Annotated in this window: 26 protein-coding genes, 1 pseudogene and 1 riboswitch; of the genes and pseudogenes, 20 read left to right on the top strand and 7 right to left on the bottom strand. The window is 68.9% G+C overall.

Annotated features, from left to right (window positions below; genetic code table 11):
• Positions 1–141 precede the first annotated feature (141 nt).
• The 10 genes from ACAH41_RS23780 to ACAH41_RS23735 all read left to right on the top strand — a co-directional run bounded on the left by ACAH41_RS23780 (position 142) and on the right by ACAH41_RS23735 (position 10184).
• Positions 142–1008, top strand: coding sequence for a flagellin (locus tag ACAH41_RS23780; RefSeq protein ID WP_325653518.1), 867 nt, complete (start codon positions 142–144; stop codon positions 1006–1008).
• A 142-nt stretch (positions 1009–1150) separates the two neighbouring features.
• The gene (locus ACAH41_RS23775; RefSeq protein ID WP_325653517.1) at positions 1151–2056 is read left to right on the top strand and encodes a flagellin; all 906 of its coding nucleotides are present in this window, start codon (positions 1151–1153) and stop codon (positions 2054–2056) included.
• 140 nt (positions 2057–2196) lie between these two features.
• Positions 2197–3072, top strand: a complete 876-nt coding sequence (locus tag ACAH41_RS23770; RefSeq protein ID WP_141289260.1) for a flagellin — start codon at positions 2197–2199, stop codon at positions 3070–3072.
• 177 nt (positions 3073–3249) lie between these two features.
• Positions 3250–3648, top strand: coding sequence for a hypothetical protein (locus ACAH41_RS23765; RefSeq protein ID WP_325653514.1), 399 nt, complete (start codon positions 3250–3252; stop codon positions 3646–3648).
• Positions 3649–3783: 135 nt separating this feature from the next.
• The gene (locus ACAH41_RS23760) at positions 3784–5514 is read left to right on the top strand and encodes a PAS domain-containing methyl-accepting chemotaxis protein (RefSeq protein ID WP_325653512.1); all 1731 of its coding nucleotides are present in this window, start codon (positions 3784–3786) and stop codon (positions 5512–5514) included.
• Positions 5511–6974: a chemotaxis protein CheW gene (locus ACAH41_RS23755; protein WP_325653510.1), complete on the top strand. Its 1464-nt coding sequence runs from the start codon at positions 5511–5513 to the stop codon at positions 6972–6974. Before ACAH41_RS23760 ends, ACAH41_RS23755 begins: the two co-directional genes overlap by 4 nt.
• Before the next feature lie 8 nt (positions 6975–6982).
• Positions 6983–7483 carry a GAF domain-containing protein gene (locus ACAH41_RS23750; RefSeq protein ID WP_325653508.1) on the top strand — a complete coding sequence of 167 codons (501 nt, stop codon included), beginning with the start codon at positions 6983–6985 and terminating at the stop codon, positions 7481–7483.
• Positions 7480–7872 carry a response regulator gene (locus ACAH41_RS23745; protein WP_325653506.1) on the top strand — a complete coding sequence of 131 codons (393 nt, stop codon included), beginning with the start codon at positions 7480–7482 and terminating at the stop codon, positions 7870–7872. The genes ACAH41_RS23750 and ACAH41_RS23745 overlap by 4 nt, the downstream gene beginning before the upstream one ends.
• Before the next feature lie 194 nt (positions 7873–8066).
• Entirely contained in the window at positions 8067–8924 is an 858-nt protein-coding gene (locus ACAH41_RS23740; protein ID WP_325653504.1) for a flagellin, read from the top strand.
• Positions 8925–8972: 48 nt separating this feature from the next.
• A complete protein-coding gene (locus ACAH41_RS23735) occupies positions 8973–10184 on the top strand; it encodes a hypothetical protein (protein ID WP_325653503.1) in 1212 nt (403 codons plus the stop codon).
• Here ACAH41_RS23735 and ACAH41_RS23730 read toward each other — a convergent pair.
• From ACAH41_RS23730 to ACAH41_RS23700, 7 genes are read right to left on the bottom strand one after another with little or no spacing between them, the layout of a single operon-like run.
• Entirely contained in the window at positions 10091–12184 is a 2094-nt protein-coding gene (locus tag ACAH41_RS23730; RefSeq protein WP_325653501.1) for a flagellar biosynthesis protein FlhA, read from the bottom strand. The genes ACAH41_RS23735 and ACAH41_RS23730 overlap by 94 nt on opposite strands.
• Positions 12181–13347: a flagellar type III secretion system protein FlhB gene (locus ACAH41_RS23725; protein ID WP_325653499.1), complete on the bottom strand. Its 1167-nt coding sequence runs from the start codon at positions 13345–13347 to the stop codon at positions 12181–12183. Before ACAH41_RS23725 ends, ACAH41_RS23730 begins: the two co-directional genes overlap by 4 nt.
• Positions 13340–14131, bottom strand: a complete 792-nt coding sequence (fliR, locus tag ACAH41_RS23720) for a flagellar biosynthetic protein FliR (RefSeq protein WP_325653498.1) — start codon at positions 14129–14131, stop codon at positions 13340–13342. The genes ACAH41_RS23725 and fliR overlap by 8 nt, the downstream gene beginning before the upstream one ends.
• A gap of 19 nt (positions 14132–14150) precedes the next feature.
• Complete coding sequence (locus tag ACAH41_RS23715; protein WP_325653496.1) at positions 14151–14423, bottom strand: flagellar biosynthetic protein FliQ; 273 nt, start codon at positions 14421–14423, stop codon at positions 14151–14153.
• Positions 14424–14436: 13 nt separating this feature from the next.
• On the bottom strand, positions 14437–15207 hold the full coding sequence (gene fliP / locus ACAH41_RS23710; protein ID WP_325653494.1) for a flagellar type III secretion system pore protein FliP: 771 nt from the start codon (positions 15205–15207) through the stop codon (positions 14437–14439).
• A complete protein-coding gene (locus ACAH41_RS23705) occupies positions 15204–15569 on the bottom strand; it encodes a FliM/FliN family flagellar motor switch protein (protein WP_325653492.1) in 366 nt (121 codons plus the stop codon). Before ACAH41_RS23705 ends, fliP begins: the two co-directional genes overlap by 4 nt.
• A 4-nt stretch (positions 15570–15573) precedes the next feature.
• The gene (locus ACAH41_RS23700) at positions 15574–16476 is read right to left on the bottom strand and encodes a FliM/FliN family flagellar motor C-terminal domain-containing protein (protein WP_325653490.1); all 903 of its coding nucleotides are present in this window, start codon (positions 16474–16476) and stop codon (positions 15574–15576) included.
• 381 nt (positions 16477–16857) lie between these two features.
• Positions 16858–16957, top strand: a riboswitch (cyclic di-GMP riboswitch).
• A 579-nt stretch (positions 16958–17536) separates the two neighbouring features.
• Between ACAH41_RS23700 and ACAH41_RS23695 the strand changes: the two genes are divergently transcribed.
• The 10 genes and pseudogenes from ACAH41_RS23695 to ACAH41_RS23650 form a co-directional block, all read left to right on the top strand.
• Positions 17537–17878 carry a flagellar hook-basal body complex protein FliE gene (locus ACAH41_RS23695; protein ID WP_325653488.1) on the top strand — a complete coding sequence of 114 codons (342 nt, stop codon included), beginning with the start codon at positions 17537–17539 and terminating at the stop codon, positions 17876–17878.
• 7 nt (positions 17879–17885) lie between these two features.
• Positions 17886–19601 (top strand): flagellar basal-body MS-ring/collar protein FliF, encoded by a 1716-nt coding sequence (fliF, locus tag ACAH41_RS23690; RefSeq protein ID WP_325653486.1) that lies wholly within the window; start codon positions 17886–17888, stop codon positions 19599–19601.
• Positions 19585–20628, top strand: coding sequence for a flagellar motor switch protein FliG (locus ACAH41_RS23685; protein WP_325653484.1), 1044 nt, complete (start codon positions 19585–19587; stop codon positions 20626–20628). Before fliF ends, ACAH41_RS23685 begins: the two co-directional genes overlap by 17 nt.
• On the top strand, positions 20628–21461 hold the full coding sequence (gene fliH / locus ACAH41_RS23680; protein ID WP_325653483.1) for a flagellar assembly protein FliH: 834 nt from the start codon (positions 20628–20630) through the stop codon (positions 21459–21461). The genes ACAH41_RS23685 and fliH overlap by 1 nt, the downstream gene beginning before the upstream one ends.
• On the top strand, positions 21458–22768 hold the full coding sequence (fliI, locus tag ACAH41_RS23675) for a flagellar protein export ATPase FliI (RefSeq protein ID WP_325653482.1): 1311 nt from the start codon (positions 21458–21460) through the stop codon (positions 22766–22768). The genes fliH and fliI overlap by 4 nt, the downstream gene beginning before the upstream one ends.
• Positions 22765–23226 carry a flagellar export protein FliJ gene (fliJ, locus tag ACAH41_RS23670; RefSeq protein ID WP_325653480.1) on the top strand — a complete coding sequence of 154 codons (462 nt, stop codon included), beginning with the start codon at positions 22765–22767 and terminating at the stop codon, positions 23224–23226. The genes fliI and fliJ overlap by 4 nt, the downstream gene beginning before the upstream one ends.
• Before the next feature lie 120 nt (positions 23227–23346).
• Complete coding sequence (gene fliD, locus ACAH41_RS23665) at positions 23347–24705, top strand: flagellar filament capping protein FliD (RefSeq protein ID WP_325653478.1); 1359 nt, start codon at positions 23347–23349, stop codon at positions 24703–24705.
• 43 nt (positions 24706–24748) lie between these two features.
• A complete protein-coding gene (fliS, locus tag ACAH41_RS23660; protein WP_325653476.1) occupies positions 24749–25135 on the top strand; it encodes a flagellar export chaperone FliS in 387 nt (128 codons plus the stop codon).
• A complete protein-coding gene (locus tag ACAH41_RS23655; protein WP_325653474.1) occupies positions 25128–25478 on the top strand; it encodes a hypothetical protein in 351 nt (116 codons plus the stop codon). The genes fliS and ACAH41_RS23655 overlap by 8 nt, the downstream gene beginning before the upstream one ends.
• Positions 25479–25480: 2 nt before the next feature.
• A pseudogene (locus ACAH41_RS23650) lies at positions 25481–26263 on the top strand (hypothetical protein); the annotation flags it as partial.

Raw genomic sequence — 26263 nt, 5'->3', positions numbered from 1 at the left:
GCCGTCGCGCCGCCAACCGCCAGGCCACCTTCGGGTGGCTTTTTTCATTCCGGGGTTTAAGCCCGGCCGCGCACCCGTCGCCTATCCGGGTGGAGGGCGTCAACACGAGGCGCCAACTTCCCAACTTGCCAGGAGTACCCCATGCTCAGCCTCAACACCAACGCCGCCGCCCTGTCGACGCAAAGCGCCCTGGCCAACAGCCAGAAAGCCCTCACGACGTCCATGACCCGCCTGGGCACCGGCTATCGCGTCAACTCCGCGATGGACGATGCCGCCGGCCTGCAGATCGCCACCCGCCTGAACGCGCAGACCCGCGGCATGGCCGTGGCGCAAAAGAACACGCAAAACGGCATCTCGATGATGCAGACCGCCGAAGGCGCGTTCAGCGAAGTCACCGACATCCTGCAGCGCATGAAGGACCTGGCCACCGAAAGCGCCAACGGCACCTCGTCGGTTGCCGACCAGGACGCCATGCAGTCGGAATACGACGCGCTGGGCCAGGAAATCGGCAACATCATGAAGAACACCACCTTCGGCGGTGCCAAGCTGCTCGTCGGCGGCACGATGGCCGCAGCGGTGACCTTCCAGATCGGGGCCTCCGCCGCCGAGACCATGACCGTCAATGCCAGCACCGACCTGGCCACGGCGGTGACGGACATCACCGCAGCCACCTCCAACTACGCAGCCGCCACGGCGCACGCCACCGGTACCGGTGAAATCAATGCCGCCAATGCCAACGGCACGATCGACAAGCTCACCACGGCACTGAAGTCCGTCGGTGCGGTGCGCTCCACCCTGGGTGCAGCGTCCAACCGCCTGGACCACGTGTACAACAACCTGTCCAACATGAGCACCAACACGACGGCCGCCAAGGGCCGCATCATGGACGTGGACTACGCGACCGAAACCTCCAACATGACCGCCAAGCAGATGCTGCTGCAGGCCGGCACCTCGATGCTCAAGCAGTCGGGTTCGATGTCGCAGATGGTGCTGTCGCTGATGCAATAAGCCTCCGCTTCGCCAGCCGCCAGGCCACCTCCGGGTGGCTTTTTTCATTCCGGGATTTAAGCCTGATCGAAACCGCGTCGCCTATCAGGGGTGAGGGCGTCGACACGAGGCCCCGACTTCCATCCCAGCCAAGGAGTTCCCCATGCTCAGCCTCAATACCAACGCCGCCGCCCTGTCGACGCAAAGCGCCCTGGCCAACAGCCAGAAGGCCCTCACCACCTCGATGACCCGTTTGGGCACGGGCTATCGCGTCAACTCCGCGATGGACGACGCCGCCGGCCTGCAGATCGCCACCCGCCTGAACGCACAGACCCGCGGCATGGCCGTCGCCCAGCGCAACACCCAAAACGGCATCTCGCTGATGCAGACGGCCGAAGGCGCGTTCAGCGAAGTCACCGACATCCTGCAGCGCATGAAGGACCTGGCGACCGAAGGCGCCAACGGCACTTCGTCCACCGACGACAAGGCCGCCATGCAGTCGGAATACGACGCACTGGGCCGCGAGCTGAAGAACGTCATGGACAACACCAGCTTCGGCGGGCAGTCGCTGTTCGCCACGGGCACCAATGCCGCAGCGGTGACCGGTGGCACCAGCACGCTGGGCAAGACCGGCGGCGTGACCTTCCAGATCGGCGCCAGCGCCAGCGAAACGATGACAACCAACGTCTCGGCATCGGTCGCCGGGCTGACGAATGACGGCGGCACGCTGGGGCTGGCCAGCGCCGCCTACAAGACCACCGCTACCGCCGCCACAGTGGGCGCCGAGATCGGCGCCGCAGCGACCATCACCTTGCTGGACAACGCACTGAAGGACGTCGGCACGGTGCGCTCGGCCCTCGGCGCGTCCTCCAACCGGCTGGACCACGTCTACAACAACCTGGCCAACATGAGCACCAACACGACGGCCGCCAAGGGCCGCATCATGGACGTGGACTACGCGACGGAAACCTCCAACATGACCGCCAAGCAGATGCTGCTGCAGGCCGGCACTTCGATGCTCAAGCAGTCGGGTTCGATGTCGCAGATGGTGCTGTCGCTGATGCAATAAGCCTGGTCCCATCCAGCACCAAGCCACCTCCGGGTGGCTTTTTTCATTTCGGCTTTAAGGACCTCGCCACACCGGTCGCCTAACAGGGTTGAGGGCGTCGAGATGAAGCCCACCCTTCCCCACCAGCCCAGGAGTACCCCATGCTCAGCCTCAATACCAACGCCGCCGCCCTGTCGACCCAAAGCGCCCTGGCCAACAGCCAGAAGGCCCTGACCACCTCGATGACCCGCCTGGGCACCGGCTACCGCGTCAACTCCGCGATGGACGACGCCGCCGGCCTGCAGATCGCCACCCGCCTGAACGCGCAAACGCGCGGCATGGCAGTCGCCCAGCGCAACACGCAAAACGGCATCTCGATGATGCAGACCGCCGAAGGCGCGTTCAGCGAAGTGACCGACATCCTGCAGCGCATGAAGGACCTGACGACCGAAGGCGCCAACGGCACCGCGTCGACCGACGACAAGGCCGCCATGCAGTCCGAATACGACGCGCTGGGCCAGGAGCTCTACAACATCACCGCCAACACCACCTTCGGCGGTGCCAAGCTGCTGGACGCTGCGACCGGCTCGCTGGCGGCCACCACCGGCGTGACCTTCCAGATCGGCGCCAGCGCCAGCGAAACGATGAAGGTCGACGTGTCGGCCAGCCTGAAGACCGGCGGCACGCTGGACGCCGCGCTGAAAGCCGCCAGCGCCAACAACTACAAGGCCTCGGGCTGGACGGCCGGCACCGAAATCGGCTCCGCCGCCTCCATCACGCTGCTGGACACCGCGCTGAAGGAAGTCGGCACCGTGCGCTCGGCCTTGGGCGCCGCGTCCAACCGCCTGGACCACGTCTACAACAACCTGGCCAACATGAGCACCAACACGACGGCTGCCAAGGGCCGCATCATGGATGTGGACTACGCCACCGAAACCTCCAACATGACCGCCAAGCAGATGCTGCTGCAGGCCGGCACCTCGATGCTCAAGCAGTCGGGCTCGATGTCGCAGATGGTCCTGTCGCTGATGCAATAAGCAAGGCAGCAGCAAGCACAACGGGACAGCAAGGACGGCACTCGCCCGCTGCGCTCGACGGGGCCACCTTCGGGTGGCCTTTTTTGCTTCCCGCGCCCGCGGCGCGACACCTCGCGGATCGCGCTCGGCAGCAAGCCACGGTTTGCCGGCCCGGAGCGGCTCTTCTTCTCGCCGCGCGTGAGCACCGCGGAGAACCTTGCGCGGCTGCCCCGCGCAGACCTGATGCTGGACTCCTGGCCCTGCAACGCCCACACCACGGCGAGCGACGCGCTGTGGAGCGGCGTGCCGGTGCTGACCCGGTCGGGCGAGACCTTCGCCTCGCGCGTCGCGGCCAGCCTGGTGCAGGCCTGCGCGCCCACCTGGACAGCACACGTCCCACGCTGCCGCTGTTCGACGGCCCACGCTACGCACGCGATTTCGACGCCCTGCTGGTGCGCATGTGGGAGCGCCACGCCCAGGGCCTGCCTCCGGCCGCGTTGCCGGCTCAGCCCGAGACCTGCGCGCCGCTGGCCGCCTGATCGCCCGGACGCCGCCCGCCAAAACCCTCCAACGTTCGGTGCAAGAACATGGACATGAGATCGCGCCGGGCGCCCTTGTCCAGGCGTCGCCGCCTGATGCCGGCGTGCAGGAATGCGCGACATCTCCTTCTGCCCGGTCATGAACGCTGGGCCAGAGTCGATAACAGAAGGTACTGCTCACCTTCGAGAACCCATGAACGCCCCCATCGATCCGATCATCCTGTCCCGCCATGACTCGGCTCGCACCGAGAGCCTGCTCGCCGCACTGGAACGGGTGCAATGCGTGGTCGAATTCGACCTCGAGGGCCGGATCCTCCGCGCCAACGACCTGTTCCTGCAGCGGATGGGCTACACAGCGGACGAGGTCGCCGGCGCACACCACCGGCTGTTCTGCACGCCCGAGTATGTCGCCAGCGATGCCTACCGCCAGCTGTGGCAACGCCTGCGCGCTGGCGAGCCCTGCCAGGACAGCTTTGCTCGCGTCACGCGCACGGGCGAGATCGTCTGGCTGGAGGCGTCGTACACGCCGGTGCTCGGCGACGACGGTCAGCCGGTAGGCGTCGTCAAGCTTGCGCGCGACATCACTTCGATGCGCCAGATGCAGGCCGACTCCCAGGGCAAGTTGGCCGCGATCGATCGCTCTCAGGCCATGATCGAGTTCGACCTCAACGGTCACGTGCGCCATGCCAACGCCAATTTCCTCGAAGCCGTCGGCTACGAGCTCCGGGACATCGTCGGCCGTCACCACCGGATGTTCTGCGATCCTGACGAAGCACGCTCGCCGGCCTACCTGCTGTTCTGGGAACGGCTGTCCCGCGGCGAGCTGGAAGCCGGCCGCTATCGCCGGCTGTCGAAGAGCGGCGAGAGTGTCTGGTTGCAGGGGTCCTACAACCCGGTCCTGGATGCGAGCGGCAGGCCGGTCAAGATCGTCAAGTTGGCCACCGACATCACGCGCGAGATGCGACAGGCGGCCGACGCGCGCGGCAAGCTGGACGCCATCGGCCTGTCTCAAGCGGTGATCGAGTTCGACTTGCGCGGCAACATCCTGCACGCGAACGCCAACTTCCTGCGCACCCTTGGCTACACCCTGGACGAAATCGTCGGCCAGCATCACAGCATGTTCTGCGACGACGAGTTCGTGCGCTCGCAAGCCTACCGCGACTTCTGGGCCGACCTCGGCGAAGGCAAGTACCAGAGCGCCCGCTTCCGCCGCCTCGGAAAGCACGGCGCCGAGGTGTGGATCCAGGCGACGTACAACCCGATCCTGGATGCCAGCGACCGGCCATACAAGGTCGTCAAGTTCGCCATCGACATCAGCGCCCAGGTCCGCCGCGAGCACGATGTGGCGCGCAAGGTCGACGAGATGACGGCGGTATTGCGCGACATGACCGGTTCCATCCAGCGCGTCGCGCGCAGCTCGGAGGCGACCAGCACGCTGGCCGTCCAGACCCAGCGTGAAGCAGGCGCCGGCAACGAACTGCTGCAGCGCTCGCGCGAGGCCAGCCTCCAGATCGAACGCTCCTCGATTGAGATCGAGGAGATCGTCGGCACCATCGGCGACATCGCGAGCCAGACGCACCTGCTCGCCTTCAATGCGGCGATTGAGGCGGCGCGGGCGGGCGATCACGGCCTCGGGTTCTCGGTCGTCGCCGACGAGGTGCGCAAGCTCGCGGAAAAGTCCGGGCAGGCCGCGCGCGAGATTGCCAAGCTGATCCACCAGACCGTGGCGCGCGTCGCCGAGGGCGGGCGGCTGTCCGGCGACGTGGAGGCAGCATTCGGACGCATCCTGGGCGCCGTCGACGACACCACGCGCGCGATCGGTGAGATCAGCCGCTCCATGTTGCAGCAGGAGGAGTCCACCCGCGAAGTGGGCAAGCTGCTGACCGACCTGCAGCGCGCTGGCGCGTCCGGCACGGTCGCATGACGGCCGAAACTGCGGCGGTGGCACGAACTGCCTCGGGCAGTGCCACCCGCCTGCTGGTGCATGTGCGCGTCGGCAGCTGCGACATCGGCATTCCGGTGGAGCAGGTGATGGAGGCCCTGCCGCTTCCGGCCGCCGGGCTGCGGGCGCTGCCGCGTCGCGACCACGCGATCAGCGGGCTGATCGAGACGGTGGGCGGCGCGGTGCCCGTCATTGCGCTCGACCGCTGGCTTCCCCTCGGCCAGCCCGTGGCCACGCGCCCGGGCCGCGTGCTGATGCTGTCCGCGCGCCGAGCCCGGGTCGGCATCGAGGTGGACGAGGTGCTCGGCGTGAAGGCTGTCGCCACGACCGCGATCCGCCGGGTCGTCCATGGGGAAGATTCCAACGAAGAGCTGTTCGAGTCCTTGGCCGGACCGATGGCGGCCTGCCCGCTGCTGGCCTTGCTCGAAGTCGAGCGGCTGATGGCGCTGAGCGCGGTATGGTGCCAGGACGCGGGCCTGGCGACCGGGGCGCCGGATGGCGCGCCGAGGCGCGGCACGGCGCCCGCCCCTTCAGGCGCCGTGCGCCACGCGGTCTTCCGCGTCGGTGCTGCAGCCTGGGCGATCGAGGCCGCCGCCGTCCGAGGGGTGGTTGTGGCCCCCTCGCTGGAGCTGTCGCTCCAGGTCGGCGCCCACCGGGTGGGCATCTGCCAATGGGAAGGACACAAGCTGCCGGTGGTCAGCATCGACACCAAAGGCGGCACCGATGGCGTAGGCAGCGCGCCGTTGATGGTGGTTGTCCAGCACTCCGGGCGCCGCATCGGCGTGGCCGTGACGCGCTGCGAGCAGCTGGTCGACCTGCGCCCTGTCGATAACGCGCGCGCCGAACTCCCGCTCGTCGCGGGCACCGCGATCTGTGCCGGACTCGGCCGAGTGGCCATCCTGGATCATCCGCGGCTGTTCGAGGCGGTCGGCGAGTCGGCGTGCGATCTGGCCCCGGAAGGCACGCCCGTCGTCGCGGCGGGCCGCCGACAAGGCACCGATGCCCTGAACTATCTCGTCTTCGAGACGGAACGCCTGTACGCATCGGCGGTGACCGGGGTCAGCGGCGTCGTGCCCCTGCCGGCCGAGCTGACTGAGGAGCTCGTCGAAAACGGCCAAGTCTTGATGGACTGGCGCGGACGCGTGGTCGATGTGCGCACGCTGCCGGCACTCGGCGACGGGCCGGATAGCGGCTATCGGCCCCGCCTGGTCATCGTCATGCAGCAGGGGGGGAATGCCGATCCGGACGACGGCGCAGCGCCCACGCTCATCGGGCTTGCCGTGCATCGCCTGGTCGACTGGATCCCGGCCACGCCAGACAACCTCAGCGCGCTGCGCATGGGCTCCGCGGGAGACCTGCGCATGCTGACGCTGCGTACCGACGATCTCAATGCGAGCCTGGTCGTCATCGACCTGGCCGAGATGGCCCATCTCATTCACTGAACCCCGACATGCTCACCGCCCCCATCCCCGACGACGAAGCCGCCCGCCTGCGCAGCTTGCGCAACCTGCAATTGCTGGACACCCCGCCGGAGGAACGCTTCGACCGCGTGGTGCGCTTCGCCGCCGAACAGCTCGACATGCCGATCGCGCTTGTGAGCCTCGTCGACGAGACGCGACAGTGGTTCAAGGCGCGCTTCGGGCTGCACGCCGCCGAGACCCCCCGCGACATCTCCTTCTGCGGGCATGCGATCGCCACGTCTGGCCTGTTCATCATCGAGGACGCCCGGCAGGATCCGCGCTTCGCCGACAACCCGCTGGTGACGGGCGCGCCGCACGTCCGGTTCTATGCAGGGGCGCCGCTGTCCGCGCCGTCGGGCCACCGCGTCGGCACCTTGTGCATCATCGACACCGAGCCACGCAAGCTCGACCAAGTCGAGCTCGCCACGTTGGAAGTGCTCCGCGACCTGGTCAACGAGGCGCTGAACGGCGAGGAAGGCTTGAGCTCATGACCGCCGCCCCTACCCTGCTTCCAGGCGTGCTGCTTCTGGAGCCGCAATTCGTGCTGCGGCGGACCGTCGTCGGCCTGGCGCGCAAACTCGAAATGGCCGAGGTGCTGGAGGCCACCTCGGCAGGCACCGCGGTCGCGCTGCTGCGACGGAAGCCTTTCGACGCGCTGGTGCTCGACCTGGCCGATCCGGAAGGCGTGATCGCACTGCTGCGCCAGTTGCGCCTGGGCGAGTTCCCCTCTGCGCGAGACGTTGCTGTCTGCCTGACCGCTGCCGCTCCGTTGGCTCCGGCGCTGCAGGCCACGACCGAGGCGCTTGGCATCGCCGCCTGCCTGCACAAGCCCTACCGCATCTCCTCGCTGCTGGAAGCGCTCGGACTCAAAGCGCGTTAAGGCAACGCTGGCCAAGACCGCCGCGCGCTCGTTCGTGGCCGAGCTGACCCCGCATGCCGAAATCGGCCGGCAAAGGTCGTTGAAATCCACGGCTTGTTCAGCGCAGCCTTAAGTGCCGTGCCGTCCGGGTCGCCTAAGCAGGGTGAGGGCGTCGACACGAGGCCCCGACTTTCCAACCCAGCCAGGAGTTCCCCATGCTCAGCCTCAATACCAACGCCGCCGCCCTGTCAACGCAAAGCGCCCTGGCCAACAGCCAGAAGGCGTTGACGACCTCGATGACCCGCCTGGGCACGGGCTACCGCGTCAACTCCGCGATGGACGACGCCGCCGGCCTGCAGATCGCCACCCGCCTGAACGCGCAGACCCGCGGCATGGCCGTGGCCCAGCGCAACACGCAGAACGGCATCTCGATGATGCAGACTGCCGAAGGCGCGTTCAGCGAAGCCACCGACATCCTGCAGCGCATGAAGGACCTGGCGACCGAGGCGTCCAACGGCACCTCGTCGAGCGACGACAAGACCGCCATGCAGTCCGAATACGACGCGCTGGGCCAGGAACTCGGCAACATCATGAGCAACACCACCTTCGCCGGTGCCAAGCTGCTCAAGGGTGGCACGCTGGCCACCGCCGCGGTGAAGTTCCAGATCGGCGCCAGCGCCAGCGAAACCATGTCGGTCGACGTGTCGACCGCGCTGGGCACCACGCTGGAAACCTCGCTGGGCGCCGCTTCGAGCAATTACACGACGGCCGCCACCGGCACCGAGCTGACGGCCACCGCCAACGCCACCATCACCAAGCTGGACACGGCGCTGAAGGACGTGGGCACGGTGCGCTCGGCGCTGGGCGCGGCGTCCAACCGCCTGGACCACGTCTACAACAACCTGGCCAACATGAGCACCAACACGACGGCTGCCAAGGGCCGCATCATGGACGTGGACTACGCCACCGAAACCTCGAACATGACCGCCAAGCAGATGCTGCTGCAGGCCGGCACGTCGATGCTCAAGCAATCGGGCTCGATGTCGCAGATGGTCCTGTCGCTGATGCAATAAGCGCAACCAGCCTGACCCCGCGCCACCCCACGCACCGGAGCTGCCAAGATGCTGGTCACCCCCCGTGTCGGCCCGGTGCCCACGCTGCGCGCGGCGCTGCCGGCCGGCCCCTGGTCCGGCCAGGGGCCACGGCCTGGCGACGTGCTGTGGCTGCGCCTGGCCGGCGCGCCGGGTGGCGAGCGGCAGCTGCTGGGCCAGGACGGCCGGCCGCTGCAACTGGGCCGCCTGCCGGCCGAGCTGGCCAATCTGCCGGCCGGCACGCCGCTGGCCTGGACCGTCATCGGCACCGCGCCGCAGCTCACGCTCAGCCTGGGCTCGCTGGCCCCGGCCCGCGCGGCACCGCCGCTGCCGGCTGCGGTGCCCGCCGAAGCCCCCTCATCCGAACGCGGCACCGCCAGCGAAACGCTGCGGCCGGACGCGCAAGCGCTGCGACTGCAGCATGCCTTCAGCGACGAAGCCACCCGCCTGGCCTTGCGCTGGCGCCAGCGCGCGCTGGCCGGCGTGGACACGCCGCCGGACCGCCGCAGCCCCGGGCGCCAGGCGGCGGCGACCGGCCGCTGGCCCTGGTCGCTGCTGCCACTGGAAGCCGAGCCGCCCCCCTCCGAGCCCCCCCCATTGCCCAGCCCCGCTGCGGACACACCCCTGCCCACCCTCGCCGATGCGACGCGCTGGCAGTTCGAGCTGACCGAAGGCGTGCAGCGCCTGGGCCTGCTGCTGGTGGAGCCCGACCTGCTGATCACCGCTCCCCCACCGCACGACAACGAGCCTGGCTCGGGCCGCGCCCCGCTGATGCGGGCCCTGGCGCTGCGCCTGCTGCTCACGCTGCCCGGCCTGGGCCGGGTCGTGCTGCAGCTTCAGTTCACCCGCGGCGGCACCGGCCTGGCGCTGCGCATGGCCGCCGGCCAGGCGCCGGCCCTGGCCACGCTGCGCCGTTGCCTGCCGGCCATGGCTTCAGCGCTGGCACGACTGGACCTCGCGCTGCATCACTGCCAGCTGGACCTGCAGGGCCCGGGCCTGCGCCCCTGGTCACCCGCGCCCCGGATGCTGCAGGCCGAGCGGCTGCCGCCGCTGCTGTTCCGTGCGGCAACCGAACTGGTGCTGTGCCTCTGGCAGGCCACTGGTGTCGTGCAGCTCGCCGCGGCGGCGGCGCGCCAGGCGCCTGCAGCTCAGCCCAGCGAGCCGACGATGCTGACGTCGCGCTGCTCGGGCATTTCGTTGTACGACAGCACATGCAGCCCCGGCGCGAACAGCCGCGCATAGCGGGCCAGCAGCGGGCGAATCTGCGGCATCACCAGCAGCACCGGCGTGGCCGCCTGCTGCTTCATCTGCTCGCGCACCGAAGGCATGTTGACCTGCAGCTGCGAGAGCAGCTGCGGGTCCACCGGGAAGTTGTCCAGCGCGACCTTGGCGCCGCCCTGGCGCGCCTGGTTCAGCGCGCCCAGCAGCATGTTCTCCAGCTCGCCGCTGAGGTTGAAGGCCTTCATCTCGGCGGACGGGCCGCACAAGGCCTGCACGATCTGCCGGCGCAGCGTGCAGCGCACCTCGGCCGCCAGCATCAGCGGGTCCTTGGTGGCCTCGGCATGCTCCAGCAGCGTGGTCGCCACCGGCACGATGTCCTTCAGCGACACGCCTTCGGCCAGCAGCACACGGAAGACCTTCAGCAACTGGCTGTGGTTCAGCGCCTTTTCCAGCGCCGCGGCCAGCTTGGGCGCCTGCGCGGCCAGCCGCTCCTGCAGCGCCGCCACGTCGTCATGGCGCATCAACTCGGGCAGCTGCTCGCGCACCAGCTTCGACAGGTGCGTGGCGATCGCGCTGGGCACGTCCACCACCTGGTAGCCCAGGCCCAACGCATGGGCCTTGTCGGCCGGCGCGATCCAGACCACCGGCATGCGGTAGGCCGGCTCGACACCCGGGATGCCATCCACCTCGCCATAGGTCTGCGGTGACGGAATGGCCATCAGCCGTTCGGCCTGCACGTCGCCGGTGGCCAGCACCGTGCCGTTGAGCAGCACCGCGTATTGCGAAGGCTTGAGCGCCAGGTCGTCGCGCACGCCGATGGCCGGCAGCAACAGGCCCATCTGCTCGCTCAGCGTCTGGCGCAGGCCCTTGACGCGCAGCGTCAGCGGCGCGCCGTGGGCCTGGTCGATCAGGCCGACCAGCTTGTAGCCGACGGTCAGCGTCAGCGGCTCCACCACCGGCAGGCTGCGCCAGTCCAGCTCGGGCGGCCGCTCCATCACCAGCGCGGACTGCAGCGCCAGCTCGGTCGAGGGTTCAACAGGGGCCTTTTTCCGCTGGCTCATGCGCCAGCCGGCGTAGCCCAGCAGCGCGGCGAAGGCCAGGAAGGTGTGCCAGGGCATGCCCGGGATGCTGGCCAGCAGCGCCATCATGCCGGCGGCGCTGAACAGCACGCCCGGCGAGGCCAGCAGTTGCTCGCCGACTTGCTGCTCGAAGTCGCCCGAATCGCTGACGCGGGTGACGATGATGGCCGCGGCCGAGGACAGCAGCAGCGCCGGGATCTGCGCCACCAGGCCGTCACCGATGGTCAGCAGCGCGTACTGGCGGAACGACTCGGCGAACGACAGGTCGTGCATCACCGAGCCGATGGCCACGCCGCCGATCATGTTGATGACCAGGATCAGGATGCCGGCCACCGCGTCGCCGCGCACGAACTTCGAGGCGCCGTCCATCGCGCCGTAGAAGTCGGCTTCCATGCCCACGTCGCGTCGGCGCGCCTGGGCTTTTTCCTGGTTGATCAGGCCGGCATTCAGGTCGGCGTCGATGGCCATCTGCTTGCCGGGCAGAGCGTCCAGCGTGAAGCGGGCCGAGACTTCGGAGATGCGCTCCGCGCCCTTGGTGACCACCACGAAGTTGATGATCATCAGGATCACGAAGACCACCAGGCCGACGACGATGTTGCCGCCGATCACCACATTGCCAAAGGCTTCGATGACCTGGCCGGCCGCGTGCGTTCCTTCGTGGCCGTGCAGCAGCACCACGCGGGTGGACGCCACGTTCAGCGTCAGCCGCATCAGCGTGGTCGCCAGGATCACGGTGGGGAAGACCGAGAAGTCCAGCGGCCGCTTGGCCCCCACGCTGACCAGCACCACCACCATCGCCAGCACGATGTTGAAAGTGAACAGCACGTCCAGCAGCAGCGGCGGCAGCGGCAGCACGATCATGGCCAGCACGGCCATCAGGAACAGCGGCGTCGCGATCTTCTGGCGGCGCAGTTCGGTGATCAGGCGGGTCAGGGTGTTCATCGGGTGGGCACGGGTTCAGGTGAATCTGTTTTGGCGGGCGGGTCGGCCAGCTGCGCCGGCACCGGCAGTTCGGTGGGCAGCATTGGCGCCAGCGGCCGTTTGCCGTTGTGGAAAGCCTGCAGCTGCATCAGGTGGTTCAGCACCAGGGCCACGGCCTTGTAGAGCGCGGCGGGGATCTGCTGCTGTACCTGGCTGGTGTTGTAGATGGCACGCGCCAGCGGCGGCAGCTCCAGCACTTCGACCTTGTGCTCGCGCGCGATCTGGCGGATGTAGAGCGCCATCTCGTCCACGCCCTTGGCCACCACGTAGGGCGCCTGGGCGCGGCGCTCGTCGTACTTCAGCGCCACGGCGTAGTGTTCGGGGTTGACGATGACCACGTCGGCCTCGGGCACGGTCTTGCGCGCGCTGCGGCGCGACAGCGCCATCTGCAGCTGGCGGATGCGCTGGCGCACCTCCGGCCGGCCTTCGTTGCTCTTGTGCTCTTCCTTCTGGTCCTGCTTGCTCATGCGCTGCTGGCGCATGAACAGGAAGCGCTGCAGCGGCATGTCCAGCACCGCGAACAGCACGAAGATCATGCTCATCGTGAAGATGCCGTCCAGCATCAGGCCAGCGCCCTCGGCCACCGCCTCGCCCAGCGGCAGGGCCTGCAGCCGCAGGTGCTGGGCCATGCTGGCACGGACCACGTGCAGCAGCACCGCAATCAGCAGGCTGGCCTTCAGCAGGGACATGCCGAAGTCGCTGTAGTGCTTGCCCGAGACCATGCGTGCCAGGTTGCTCAAGGGGTTCAGCCGCGCGAACTTCGGCGCCAGGTTGGCGCTGCTCATGACCCAGCCGCCCGGCCACAGCGAGCCGAGCACGATGGCCAGCGGGATGATGGCCAGCGGCGCCAGCATCTTCAGCAGCAGGCCGATGACGGCCGGGAAGATCAGCGTGCAGAGGTTCTCCAGCGCGCCATCGCCGTCCAGCGGCGAGATGACCAGGCCGAACAGGCTGCGGAAATCCGCCAGCCAGCCCGGCGTGAGCAGCACCACCAGCTTCAGGCTCAGCACCAGGCCGATGGCGGTGGCCACATCGCGCGAGCGCACCACCTGGCCCTGCTCGCGCACCTTGCGCAGCTTCTGCTGCGAGGCCTGTTCGGTCTTGTCGCCACTGCCCTCAGCCACGGCCTGCCCCCGCGCTGTTGAGGCCGTGCTGCAGCATGTCCAGCACGCGTTCGCTCATCTGCAGGTAGTGGGCCGGAAAGGTGGGCGCGAGCAGCACCAGCATCATCACGCCGAACAGCGTGACCACCGAAAAGCCCAGTGCGTACAGGTTCAGCGAAGGCGCCACGCGGTTCAGGAAGCCGAAGCCGATCTGCACCACCAGGCTGGAGAAGACCATGGGCAGCGCCAGCAGCATCGCGGCCGAGAAGATCCACGCGACGTTCAGCGCCAGCGAGTCGAACGAGAGGTTGGCAAAACCACCGCCCACCGGCCAGGCCTGGAAGCTGGCGCCGACGATGCCGGTGATCACCAGGTGCCCGTCGACCGAGAAGAACACCAGCGTGCAGAGGATGAACAGCAGGTTGGAGACGGCGTCCGACGAGCTGCCGTTGAGCGGATCGTTCATCACCGCCATCGACAGGCCCATCTGCGAGGACAGCACAAAGCCCGCTGTCTGGATGGCCGCCATGCTCAGCTGCAGCGCCAGGCCGATGGCCACCCCGATCACCGCCTGCTCGAAGGTGGCGGCCAGGCCGTGCAGCGAAAAAGGATCGATGGCCACGGCGTTGTGCGCGGCCACCGGCATCAGGATCACCGCCAGCGCCAGCGCCAGCAGCACGCGGATGGTCACCGGCAGCATGGCCTCGCCCAGCACCGGGGCGGCGCTCAGCAGTGCCAGGCAGCGGCAGAACGGCCACCACAAGGCCGTGACCAGTGCCGGCAGCTTGAGCAGCAAGGCTTCCATGGCTGGTGCGGCGATCTCGTCAGCCGACCAGCGTGGCCGCGCGGTGGAAGATCGAGACGCAGTAGTCCATCAGCGTGACCACCATCCAGCGGCCCATCACGCCCACGGTCACCAGCGTGACCATCAGGCGCGGCAGGAAGCTCAGCGTCTGCTCGTTGATCTGCGTGGCGGCCTGGAACAGGCTGACCAGCAGGCCGGTGATCAGGCCCGGCAGCACCAGCATCGTGACCAGCAGCATCACCAGCCGCAGGCATTCGGCGATCAGGTCGCTCGCAACTTCAGGGGTCAGCATTCAGGCACCTCCTTCAGTACGCATGCACGCTGCTGATCAGCGTCTGCACCGTGAGCGTCCAGCCGTCCACCAGCACGAACAGCAGCAGCTTGAGCGGCAGCGAGATGACCAGTGGCGACAGCATCATCATGCCCATCGCCATCAGCACCGACGAAACCACCAGGTCGATCACCAGGAAAGGGATGAACAGCAGGCAGCCGATCTGGAACGCCGTCTTCAGCTCGCTGAGCACAAAGGCCGCAAGCTTGACGGTGAAGGCATGGTCCTCTGGCTTGGCCACCTTGGCTTCGCCGGCCAGGCCGGACACCTGCTGCAGCGCCGCCTTGCTGGTCTGCGCCAGCATGAAGCGCGACAGCGGCACCGAGGCCACCTGCAGCGCCTGCTCCAGGCCGATCTTGTCCTGGTCATACGGCATGAAGGCCTGGGTCCAGATCTGTTCGCCGACCGGGCGCATCACCAGCAGCGTGAGGATCAGCGCGACGCCGGTGACGATGCGGTTCGGCAAGCCTTGCTGCAGCCCCAGCGCCTGGCGCAGCAGCGACAGCACGATCACGAAGCGCGTGAAGCTGGTCATCATCAGGAACAGCGCGGGCAGCAGCCCGAGCAAGGTCATGACGACGAAGACCTGCATCTTCACCGACATTGCGCCGCCGGCTGCTGCGCCCGCGCCAGCCCCCGCGCCGGGCGCCAGCACGTCCAGCACCCGAAGCTCGGGCGCTGCCTGGGCCGCCGCAGCCAGCGCCAGGCCGCCCAGCAGCAGGGAGACTCGGCCGAAGCGGTTCATCCGCGCAAACCGTCCAGGTCCAGCGCGCTCAGCTCCAACACCTTGAGCCCGTAGTTCTCGCCGGAGACCACGACCTCGGCGCGGCCCACCGGCGTGCCGTTGGCCTTGATGACCAGCGGCTCGCCGGCCAGCACGTCCAGCTCGATGACCGAATCTGCGCCCAGCTCGGCCAGCTCCTGCAGCGTGACACGCGCGCTGCCGACCTCCAGTGTCAGCGTGATGGGGATGCGCCGCATCATCTGAGACAGGTCGCGCTTGGGCTTCGCCGCCGGCGCTGCCGGCGTGGTTTCCGCGTCCAGGCCCAGGGCTTCGGGCATGTCGGCCAGCAGCTGGTCCAGGTCGAGGTTCTCGTTCATGTTCATCGCGTCACTCCGCATCTTCAAAAGTGGTCAGGCACAACTTGCCCTGGCGTTCGGCCACCGTGGCGGTGAACAGCCGGGCGTCGTCGATCAGCACATCGGTAGAACCCAGGCGCACCGGCAGCACGTCGCCGACCTTCAGGTCCAGCAGCGTGCCCAGCGACAGTTCCTTCTGCAGCAGCCGCGCGGTCAGCGCCAGGCCCAGCCGGTGCGGGAAGGGGCGGGCCGCGTTGCCAGCATTCCCCCGGCCCCGCACGCGCTCCGTGCGCGCCGGCTCCAGCGTCTTGAACAGGCGGTCCATGCAGGCGTTGTCCAGCGTGATCTCCAGCGCGCCGGTGGCGCCGGTGCGCGCGTCGTGCAGGTCGCCGCGCAGGCACCAGTGGCGCTGGTCCGGCTGCACGGCACCCAGGCATTCGATGGCGACGGGCGCTGCAGGCTGCAGCGGCGCGGCGCCCACCGGCCGGTCCAGGCAGTGCACCAGCAGCCCCAGCACCTGCTGGCCCAACTGCTCGACCAGGCGCTCTTCGGAGGCGGTCACCGGCCCGGGCGCCGATGCCGCTGCCGTGCCGGACGCGGCCTGCTGCGGCAGCCCGTAGCGGTAAGCCAGCAGCCCGAGCGCCACCTCGCGTGCCAGCCGCCAGCCCCAGCCGCCCGCATCACCGCGGAAAGCCAGCCAGCGGCCGGGCGAAGCCGGCACATCGTCGCGTGAGAAGGCCAGGCCGGCGACGCGCCAGTGCGCCTGGTAGCGCCGGTTCAGCGGCTCGGCCCAGAGGCTGTTCAGCGCGTCTTCGAACTGCAGCGCGAAGCTGGCCAGGCGGTGCACCGGCCGGCCCAGCGAACGGGGGTCCAGCACTGCGTGCGTGGCAGCACGGGCAGGCTCGGACACGGGCGGAATGGCGTTCAAAGGCATGGCGGCAGTGGCATTGAGGAAAATCGATGGCGCCGCGCGAGAAACTCGCTGCGACCAGCCGGCTTGTGGCCGGCGTCTCGTTGCCAGGCATATTAGAGGCAACCCTTGCAAACCGTGCAAATGACAAGCGGGGTTTTCGCCCGCTATTTCACGGCGGCGAGCGCCAGAACCCGGGAGGCAATGATTCACCGATCTTGCCGAACTCTGTCAAATACCCGACAGATATCCCCCAGTTGGTGCAGAGATAACACAACGGGGGCAGCGCGCCATTCCCCTCAACCAGCAGCACCCGGCGTGTTCACGTGAAGCACGTCACGGAACAGTTCGGTGCAGTGCAGCATGCCCTTGTTTCCAGATGTGATGCGCCTGCAGAATGGAAGCAACAACTTAGGGCACACCCGAGCGAAAGCCGGGGTCGCAAAGCTTCCGGTCTGTCGTTCCTGGCGTTTTCGCCAGGGGCCACGATAGCGGGGCCGCCAAACCGGCAGAGGGCCAGCGCGCAAGCGCCATGCCTTCGTGCCTGGCTCACGCCATGCATGGCCGCCTCATGGGCAGCCAGGCAGGTTTGTCTGTCGTCATCCGTGTGATGGCGGCGCGCGTCCCCGCGTGCATACCGGGTGACCTGAGTTCGACCGCATCGGCAGCACTGTGCCGAGTCACCTCAGGAAAGGACGCGCCATGACCCCTACCGCCGCTCACTTCAGCAGTGCCGCACCCCGACAGACGGGCTGTGGCCGCAGCGCTTGCGCGTCCGCCGGGCCAAGGGTCGAAGCGTGTCAGCCGCGTGATGTACCGCACGGAAAAGCGCCGTGTTTCCACCCTTCACTTTGCTTTGAGCAGACCGAAATCCTGAGGGATGATGCAACGCATCAAACATAAGAAACACGTCATGTTGGGAACCAATCAAACACTTCGCCGCATGCCGGCCTGAATACTCAAGCCGGCGCGCCGCACATTTACATTTTCGCCAGTTTCCTCTTCGATATCGAGGTCGAATTCGGCGGAGCTTTGCCTGGATGGTTTCAGACCTCGGGCCGACATTCCATACCAAGACAGTTTCATGACCGTCAACATGCTGGTTTCAATGCAGGCCGACCTGAGTCAGATCAAGACCCAGCTGGATACCCTGCAAACGACCGCGCCGATTCTCCCGGCCCAGGCCTCGGGTGAACCTGCGCAGGGCGATTCCTTCCTGCACGCGATGCTGGACGCCGCACACGGCGTGGACGGCCAGGAGCAGCAGGCCAGGCAGCGCGTCCAGGCGGTCGAGAGCGGCCAGTCCGACGACCTGGTGGGCGCGATGGTCGCCAGCCAGGAGGCCAGCCTGTCGTTCTCGATGCTCATGCAGGTGCGCAACAAGGTGATGGGCGCGGTCGACGACATCATCAAGCTGCCGCTGTGAGCCGGACATGAGCGCACTCACCGCCTTCCCTCCCCTCTTCGCCCGCCTGCGCAGCCGCCTGGGTGGCGGGCTCCCGCTCGCCGCGATGACGCGCGGCCTGCTGCCGCTGGTGCTGCTGACGGCCGGCGTGACCGCGCTGGTGCTGATGCTGCTGTGGCGCGACCAGGCCGGCTACAAGCCGGTCTTCGGCCAGCGCGAGAAGGTGTCGGCCGGCGACATGGTGGCGGTGCTCGATGCCGAGCACATCCCCTACCGCCTGCACCCGGACAGCGGCCAGGTGCTGGTGCCCGAAGACAAGCTGGGCCAGGTGCGCATGCTGCTGGCCGCCAAGGGCGTGACCGCCCGGCTGCCAGCCGGCCTGGAGCTGATGGACCGCAACGACCCGCTGGGCGTGAGCCAGTTCGTGCAGGACATGCGCTTCCGGCGCGGTCTCGAAGGCGAGCTGGCGCAAAGCATCATGACGCTGGACCCGGTGGAGTCGGCCCGGGTGCACCTGTCGGTCGCCAAGTCCACCTCCTTCGTGATGAACGATGGCGAGAAGAGCTCGGCCTCGGTGGTGCTGCAGCTCAAGCCCGGCCGCCACATGGCGCGCGAGCAGATCGCCGCGACCATCAGCCTGGTGGCCGGCAGCCTGGCCAGCCTGGACCCGCAGCGGGTCAGCGTGGTGGACCAGGCCGGCAACCTGCTGTCTGCCCATGTGGACCTGAGCGAAGGCTTTGATGCCGGCCAGGGCGGCGAGGCGGCCAACCGCTTCCAGGACGACGTGCGCCGCAATGTCAACGACCTGCTGGCGCCGGTGCTGGGCAGCGACAACTACAAGCTCAGCGTCACCGCCGAGGTCGACAACGACAAGATCAGCGAGACCCGCGAGCAGTACGGCGCCGCGCCCAAGGTCACTTCCGAAGCCATGCGCGAGGAAAAGGACCGTGACGCGATGGCGCTGGGTGTGCCGGGCTCGCTGAGCAACCGGCCGGTGGCCTTGCCCAGCGCCGCTTCGGCACCCGCCGGCGGCGACGCCAGCACGGCGACCAAGAACGCCACCAGCCGCCAGTACGCCTACGACCGCAGCATCACGCAGATCCAGCGCAGCCGCGGCCGCCTGTCGCGCATGAACGTGGCGGTGGTGCTCAACAGCGCGGCCGCGCCCGGCGGCGCCAAGGCCGGCTGGGGCAAGGACGAGCTGGCCAATGTCGAGCGCATCCTGCGCAGCGGCCTGGGCATCAATGCCGAACGTGGCGACACGCTGACCGTCTCGGCGCTGGCCTTCCCGGCCCTGCCGGCCGCCCAGCCCTGGTGGCAGGAGCGCGACACGGTGCTGGACGCGACGCACTGGGCCAGCTGGGCCGTGGGCGGCCTGCTGCTGCTGTTCCTGGTGCTGCGCCCGCTGACCCGTGCGGCCCAGCAGCGCCTGGCGCCGCAGCCGGAGCTGACCCCGCTGACCCCTCTGCCGTCGAACGCACCGGCGCAGCAAGGCGCCACCATCATCGCCGGCGCACTGCCCGCGCCGGACGCGCTGGCCGCCGGCCCCGCGCTGCCCTCGCCGGCCGAGGCCGCGCAGCGCGCCAACCCGGTGGTGCCGCTGCTGGAGAACTACGACCTGCCGCCGCCGGGCTCCCCGGTGGACGTGTTGGTCGATCACCTGAAGTCGCTGGCCGGCAAAGAACCGGAACGCGTGGCCGAAGTCGTCAAGCAATGGATGCAAAAGCATGCCCAGCCTCAATGAATCCCTGGACGCCCTGGCGTCCGCCCTGCCCGCAGGCATCTCGCTGAGCCCGGTTGAGCAGGCCGCCATCGTGATGCTCAGCATCGGCGAGGAACCCGCGGCCGCGGTGCTGCGCTGCCTCAGCCGCGAGGAACTGCTGGAGTTGACGCAGGTGATGTCGCGCATGAGCGGCATCAAGGTCGACTCGGTGAAGACCGCGCTGCAGCACTTCTTCGACGACTACCGCGAGCAGAGCGGGCTGCACGGCGCCTCGCGCCAGTACCTCAAGCGCTCGCTGGACCTGGCGCTGGGCAGCGAGATCGCCAGCAGCGTGCTGAACAACATCTACGGCGATGCGATCCGGCCCAAGGTGGCGCGCCTGCAATGGGCCTCGCCGAAGTGGCTGGCCGACCGCATCGTGCGCGAGCACGTGCGCATGCAAGCCGTTTTCCTGAGCTTCCTGCCGGCGGCACTGGCCGGCAGCGTGATCGAGGCCCTGCCGGTCGAAGGCCGCGACCTGGTGCTGATCAACGTCGCCCGCCTGACCGAGATCGACCCCGAGCTGCTGCGTGAACTCGATGAACTGGTCGAGCGCTGCCTGCAGTCGCTGGGCTCGCAAAGCGCCACCGTCGAAGGCATCAAGCAAGCCGCGGAAATCCTCAACCGCCTGCCCGGCGACCGCCAGCAGATGGTGGAACTGCTGCGCGCCCACGACCCGGCGGTGGTCTCGGAGATCGAGGTCAGCATGTACGACTTCTTCATCCTCAGCCGCCAGAGCGAAGCCACGCTGCTGCGCCTGATCGAGGCGGTGCCGATGGACCAGTGGGCGCTCGCGCTCAAGGGCGCCGAACCCGCCATCCGCGACGCGGTGCTGCAGACCATGCCGCGCCGCCAGGCCCAGGGATTCGAGGACGCGATGCGCCGCAGCGGCCCGGTGCCGATGAGCCGCGTGCTGCAGGCGCGCGAGCAGATCATGGCCGAGGTCAAGTCGCTGGTGGATGCCGGCGAGATCGAAGTGCAACTGTTCGCCGAAGCGGTTGTCGAGTGATGTTCGAGCAGGCCCGCCCCCATCGCTTCCCGCCCCTGTCGCAGGTGCGTTCGCTGGTGAGCACCACCGAGGCGGGCGCCGCTGCGCCGGTCGCCGGCCAGTTGCAGGCGGCCGTGGCTGCAGGCTTCCAGGAAGGCCTGGCCAAGGGTTACCAGGAAGGGCTGGCCAGTGGCCGTGAAGCGGCGCTGGAACAAGGCCTGCGCGAAGGCCGGCAGCAGGGTCGCCAGCAGGCGCTGGCCGAAGCCCGCCGCGAAGGCCAGGCCTTGCTCGAAGCACTGGCCACGCCGCTGGAAGCCATGCTCAGCGGGCTGAAAAGCCAGCGCGCCGACTACCAGTCGGCCCAGCGCAAGGAAGTGGTGGAGCTGGTGGCCAAGGTGGCGCGCCAGGTGATCCGCTGCGAACTCGCCCTGCAGCCCACGCAGTTGCTGGCGCTGGTGGACGAAACCATTGCCACGCTGCCGCCGGCCCGCGACGAAGACATCGAAGTTTTCCTGAACCCCGAAGAGCTGGCGCAGATCCGCGAGCTGGACCCGGCCCGCACCGAGCGGCTGCAACTGCGCGCCGACGCGGCGCTGGCGCCCGGCGAATGCCGCGTGCGCGCGGCGGGCCGCGAAGCCGATGCCGGCTGCAAGCAGCGCCTGGCCGCCTGCATGGAGCAGATCGAGCAACAGCTCAACCACGGCGACGACAACCTCGAATTCGACCAGGAGAGCGAACCCGTGCCGCAGCTGCCCGATCTGCTGGCCTCAGGCATGCCGGAGTCCCCGGCGGCATCCGTCGCCAAGGCACGCCCCCGCAAGCCGGCCAAGGCCGCCACGAAGGCCGACGCATGATCGCCGAAGCCCTGCGCCGCCTCGAACTGGGCCAGGTGCCGGTGGCCACGCCCACCGGCCGCCTGGTCGGCGCCTCCGGCCTGCTGCTGGAAAGCACCGGCTGCCCGCTGCGCACCGGCCAGCGCTGCCAGATCGAGCTGGGCGACGGCCAATGGATCGACGCGCAAGCGGTCGGTTTCAAGAACGACATTTCGTACCTGATGCCCTTCAAGCACACCGACGGGCTGGCCACCGGCGCCCGCGTGCTGCCGGTGCCCGACCGCGGCCTGCTGCGCATCGGTTCGAGCTGGCTGGGCCGCATCGTCAACGGCCTGGGCGAGCCCATCGATGGCCTGGGCCGGCTGGGCGGCGAACACACGCTGGACCCGCGCCCGCCCAAGGTCAACCCGCTGAAGAAGCAGCCGGTGCACGAGCGCCTGGACGTGGGCGTGCGCGCCATCAACGGCCTGCTGACGCTGGGCCGCGGCCAGCGCGTGGGCCTGATGGCCGGCTCCGGCGTGGGCAAGAGCGTGCTGCTGGGCCTGATCACCCGCCAGACCGTGGCCGACGTGGTCGTGGTCGGCCTGATCGGCGAACGGGGCCGCGAGGTGCGCGAGTTCATCGACCTGTCGCTGGGCCTGGCCGGGCTGGCGCGTTCGGTCGTGGTGTGCGCGCCGGCCGACGAATCGCCGCTGATGCGGCTGCGCGCCACCGAGCTGTGCCATTCGGTGGCCGCCCATTTCCGCGACCAGGGCCAGCACGTGCTGCTGCTGGTGGACTCGCTGACGCGCTACGCGATGGCGCGGCGCGAAGTCGCGCTGGCGCTGGGCGAGCCGCCGGCCACGCGCGGCTACCCGCCTTCGGTCTTCGGCCTGCTGCCGCAGCTGGTGGAAAGCGCCGGCAATGGCGAGCATCCGCAAGGCAGCATGAGCGCGATCTACACCGTGCTGGCCGAAGGCGACGACCAGCAGGACCCTGTCGTGGACACCGCCCGCGCCATCCTCGACGGCCACATTGTGCTCAGCCGCGAGCTGGCCGAGCGCGGCCACTACCCGGCCATCGACATCGCCCAGTCCATCAGCCGCTGCGCCGCGCTGGTCGCCCCGCGCGAACAGCTGCAGGCCGCGCGCGCCTTCAAGGCCATGGTCGCCCGACACGCGCAAGTGCGCGAGCTGCTGCCGCTGGGCGCCTACGTGCCCGGCGCGGACCCGGCGACCGACCAGGCCGTGCAGCGCTACCCGCAGATGGAAGCCTTCCTGCACCAGGGCACGCACGAGCCGGCACCGATGGCCATGGTCGAACAACAACTGATGGAGCTGATGGCATGAACGGCCCCGAAAAACACCTCAAGCGCCTGGACACGCTTTCCGACCTGCGCGAGCGCGAACGCGACCGCCTGGAGGCCGACCTGGCCTCGCGCCGCGTGACCCAGCAGCGCTTCCAGACCAACCTGGCGCGCCTGGAGCAGCTGGCCCAGGGCGGCACCAGTGCGAACAGCAGCGCTGGCGGCAACCTGCCACTGGCCCTGTCGCTGAACAACGCCAACTACAAGCAGGCCGTGCTGCAGCTGGCCGACCGCCACCGCCAGGACCTGGCGCTGCACGAGGCCCAGATGGCCCAGGCGCAGCAGGCGCTGCAAGGCGCAGCGCTGGACCACCTGGTGATGGGCAAGGTGCGCGAACGCCAGCAGGCCCTGGTGGGCCGGCTGCAGGCCGGTCGTGACCAGAAGACCCAGGACGAGATGGCCAACCAGGCCTGGCTGCGCCGCCTGGCGGCCAGCCAATGAAGACCGCCGCCATGTCGCCTTTTGCCCACCACCCGACCTTTGTCGCCGCCGGATTTCAGTCCGGCCGCTGCACGGTCGCCTTTTGACAGGCAACCCCCGTCAATCGACCAGGAGATCTCAATGGGCAGCACCACCATCGACCCGGCCACCACTGCGCAGCAGCTGGCCACCGCCTACACCTCGGCCACCCAGTCGCAGCTGACGACGCAGTCCACCAAGGCACAGAGCACCGCCTCCGCGCTGAGCAAGCTGCAATCGGCGCTGAGCGCGTTCGACACTGCGCTGTCGGCCATGACGACCAAGAAAAGCGTGCTGAGCTACGGCGCCACGCTGAGCAGCAGCGGCTTTGCCACCGCCACCGCAGGCGCGGGCGCCACGGCGGGCAACTACTCGGTCTTCGTCGAGCAGGTCGCCAGCGCCCACCAGATCGCTTTTGAAGACCTGCCGGCCGTGCCGGTCTCGCTGGGCGGCCCGCTGGTCGTGCAGATGGCCAACGGCAGCAGCTTCAATGTCAACCTGGCCGGCGCCGACCAGGACAACAACGGCACGCTGTCGCAGACCGAGATCGCCCGCGCGATCAACCAGGCCTCGGGCAACAACGGCATGGTCAGCGCGATGGTCGTGACCTCCGGCAGCCAGACCAACCTGGTGCTGAGCGCCGGCAGCACCGGCGCCGGCAGCCAGATCACGCTGGACACCAGCGGCCTGCCGGCCAGCACGCTGAAGACCACGCTGGCCGGCGGCGGCAAGCAGCTCAGCGCTGCGCAGGATGCCGTGATGTGGCTGGGCGCGCAGACCACCGGCGTGAAGATCCAGCAGGCCTCGAACACGTTCACCGCGGTGGCGGGCGTGAACCTCACCGTCACGCAGGCGCAGACCCCCGGCAGCAGCCCGCTGACGCTGGCCGTGACCAACAACGACAGCGGCACGGCGAGCAATGTGCAGAGCTTCGTCGATGCCTACAACAAGCTCGAAACCGCGCTCGACGGCCTGACCGCGATCGGCAGCAGCACCGCCGCCGCCGGCGCGTTTGCCTCGGACTCCGGCGTGACCTCGCTGCGCTCGCACCTGGCCAGCATCCTGCGCCAGGAGGTGGGCGGCGTGCGGCTGATGGACTTCGGCGTCACGGCCGGCCGCGACGGCCAGCTCTCGCTGGACCAGACCAAGCTGAGCAAGGGCCTGACCGCGCACCCCGACGGCCTCGACAGCCTGCTGGGCAGCAACAGCAGCAGCGCCCCGACCGGCCTGATGGGCGCGTTCAGCACGCTGAGCAAGCAGTGGACCAACAGCAGCACCGGGCTGATCAAGAGCCGGCAGGACAGCGTGCAGCGCACCCAGGCCAGCATCACGACGCGACAGACCAAGCTGGAGGACCAATACAACATGCTCTACCAGCGCTACCTGGCCCAGTTCACCCAGCTGCAGTCGCTGCAGTCGAGCATGAGTGACAACACCAGCCTGCTCGCCAGCCTGAGCTGATCGGCCCGCCCCGCCCCGACCTCCCACAGCCAAGAGAACCACCTTGTACCAAGACGCCTATCAAAGCTACCAGACCGTCAACCTGGGCGCGCAAACCGCCCAGGCCTCGCCGGTCGAACTGGTGCTGATCCTGATGGACGGCCTGCTCGAAGAGCTGGCCCGCGCCCGGGCCCACATCGCGGCCAAGCGCTTCGAGCAGAAGGCCAGGAGCCTGGACAAGTGCATCGGCATCCTCAACGGGCTGTCCAGCGCGCTGGACACCGATGGCGCTGGCGAGGTCGTGGGCAATCTGCAGGCCCTGTACGAGTTCTGCGCCGACCGGCTGTGCCGCGCCGGCATCACGCTGGACCCTGCCATGGTCGACGACGTGAGCGGCGTGGTGCAGACGCTGCGCCAGGGCTGGCAGGACGTGCAGGCCCACCATGGCTAGGGCCCAGCGCCTGCTGCAGCTGCGCGAGGCTTTGCAGAAAGCCTTGCAGCGCACCGTGCCCGCAGCTTCGGCCGGCAGCCAGGCGCTCGATTTCGGCGACTGGCGGGCGCTGGTGCAGGCCGAGGCCGCGCTGTCGCGCGCGCTGCCGGCATTGGCTCGCGAAGGCGAATGGAGTGCGGCCGAGCGCCAGGCGCTGGCCGAGCTGCGCCAGGCCCACGAGGTGGCCCGCACCCGCTGCGAACAGGCGCTGGCCACGCTGGGCACCCAGCTCCACGAGATGGGCCTGCAAAAAGAAGGCTGGCTGGCCTATGCCGGCATGAGCGCAACGCTGCAATCGACATGAACATGGCTTTGAACACCCTCTCGGTCAACGTCGCGGCAGACACCGGCGCCATCGCCCCGGCCACGCCAGCGAACCCCGCCGCCAACACGGCAGATGCCGCCGGCATGCCGGTCGCCACGCCGCTGGCCGGCTTCGGCGCCACGCTGCAGCGCGCTGCGGTGGCCGACACGTCGACCCCACCTTTGCCGCTGCCGCTGCCGGTCACGCCCACGGGTGGCGCTGACCTCAACCTGCCGGTCGACAGCTCGTTGGCCGCGCCGCCCAGGCTGCCGGCCAATGACGCCAAGCCGGCGGCCGACGACAGCCAGGACGCCATCGACACCGGCACCGCCGCGCTGCAACCCGACTGGCCCGCGCTGTCGCCGCTGCTGGCCAGCCTGATGGCCTCGGCTTCGGCCGCCACGGCTGCCGCCACCGCTACCGCACCAGCACCGGCCGGCAACACGCCCCGCCCGGCACCAGCGACCACCGGCCTCGCGGCGTTGGGCAAGCCTGCCACGCCCAACGCCAGCGCAACGCCGGTGGCCGCGCAAGCGGCAACGCCCGGCATTGCCGCCACGCCGGTCGCTGCGACACCGGTGCAGGCGCCCTCCGCCAAGGCCGACGTGGCCAGCCCCGCGCTGCAGACATCGGTGGTCGACGCCGCAGAGGCCGACGACGCCTCTGCCGCGCTGCCCGGCGTCGGCATCGCCACGGCCGCGGCACCGGGCCGCCAGGAAATGAGCACCTCGCTGGCCCTGCCGGCCGGCCCGGACGCCGACCTGCGCCAGCCGCTGCGCGAGGCC

Source organism: Ideonella sp. (genome assembly GCF_041287625.1).
Taxonomy (GTDB): domain Bacteria; phylum Pseudomonadota; class Gammaproteobacteria; order Burkholderiales; family Burkholderiaceae_C; genus Ideonella.
Note: the sequence above shows the minus strand (reverse complement) of the source record. Positions and strands in the feature narration are given on the sequence as shown.

Bases quoted from the DNA above. Each gene is read 5' to 3' on its own strand.
- ACAH41_RS23655 (WP_325653474.1), top strand. From the start codon at position 25,128: ATGGCTAGGGCCCAGCGCCTGCTGCAGCTGCGCGAGGCTTTGCAGAAA.
- fliH (WP_325653483.1), top strand. From the start codon at position 20,628: ATGTTCGAGCAGGCCCGCCCCCATCGCTTCCCGCCCCTGTCGCAGGTG.
- ACAH41_RS23705 (WP_325653492.1), bottom strand. From the start codon at position 15,569: ATGAACATGAACGAGAACCTCGACCTGGACCAGCTGCTGGCCGACATG.
- ACAH41_RS23770 (WP_141289260.1), top strand. From the start codon at position 2,197: ATGCTCAGCCTCAATACCAACGCCGCCGCCCTGTCGACCCAAAGCGCC.
- ACAH41_RS23730 (WP_325653501.1), bottom strand. From the start codon at position 12,184: ATGAACACCCTGACCCGCCTGATCACCGAACTGCGCCGCCAGAAGATC.
- fliP (WP_325653494.1), bottom strand. From the start codon at position 15,207: ATGAACCGCTTCGGCCGAGTCTCCCTGCTGCTGGGCGGCCTGGCGCTG.
- fliD (WP_325653478.1), top strand. From the start codon at position 23,347: ATGGGCAGCACCACCATCGACCCGGCCACCACTGCGCAGCAGCTGGCC.
- ACAH41_RS23780 (WP_325653518.1), top strand. From the start codon at position 142: ATGCTCAGCCTCAACACCAACGCCGCCGCCCTGTCGACGCAAAGCGCC.
- ACAH41_RS23775 (WP_325653517.1), top strand. From the start codon at position 1,151: ATGCTCAGCCTCAATACCAACGCCGCCGCCCTGTCGACGCAAAGCGCC.
- ACAH41_RS23740 (WP_325653504.1), top strand. From the start codon at position 8,067: ATGCTCAGCCTCAATACCAACGCCGCCGCCCTGTCAACGCAAAGCGCC.
- ACAH41_RS23750 (WP_325653508.1), top strand. From the start codon at position 6,983: ATGCTCACCGCCCCCATCCCCGACGACGAAGCCGCCCGCCTGCGCAGC.
- ACAH41_RS23745 (WP_325653506.1), top strand. From the start codon at position 7,480: ATGACCGCCGCCCCTACCCTGCTTCCAGGCGTGCTGCTTCTGGAGCCG.
- fliF (WP_325653486.1), top strand. From the start codon at position 17,886: ATGAGCGCACTCACCGCCTTCCCTCCCCTCTTCGCCCGCCTGCGCAGC.
- ACAH41_RS23760 (WP_325653512.1), top strand. From the start codon at position 3,784: ATGAACGCCCCCATCGATCCGATCATCCTGTCCCGCCATGACTCGGCT.
- ACAH41_RS23755 (WP_325653510.1), top strand. From the start codon at position 5,511: ATGACGGCCGAAACTGCGGCGGTGGCACGAACTGCCTCGGGCAGTGCC.
- ACAH41_RS23695 (WP_325653488.1), top strand. From the start codon at position 17,537: ATGACCGTCAACATGCTGGTTTCAATGCAGGCCGACCTGAGTCAGATC.
- fliR (WP_325653498.1), bottom strand. From the start codon at position 14,131: ATGGAAGCCTTGCTGCTCAAGCTGCCGGCACTGGTCACGGCCTTGTGG.
- fliJ (WP_325653480.1), top strand. From the start codon at position 22,765: ATGAACGGCCCCGAAAAACACCTCAAGCGCCTGGACACGCTTTCCGAC.
- ACAH41_RS23685 (WP_325653484.1), top strand. From the start codon at position 19,585: ATGCCCAGCCTCAATGAATCCCTGGACGCCCTGGCGTCCGCCCTGCCC.
- ACAH41_RS23715 (WP_325653496.1), bottom strand. From the start codon at position 14,423: ATGCTGACCCCTGAAGTTGCGAGCGACCTGATCGCCGAATGCCTGCGG.
- fliI (WP_325653482.1), top strand. From the start codon at position 21,458: ATGATCGCCGAAGCCCTGCGCCGCCTCGAACTGGGCCAGGTGCCGGTG.
- ACAH41_RS23735 (WP_325653503.1), top strand. From the start codon at position 8,973: ATGCTGGTCACCCCCCGTGTCGGCCCGGTGCCCACGCTGCGCGCGGCG.
- ACAH41_RS23700 (WP_325653490.1), bottom strand. From the start codon at position 16,476: ATGCCTTTGAACGCCATTCCGCCCGTGTCCGAGCCTGCCCGTGCTGCC.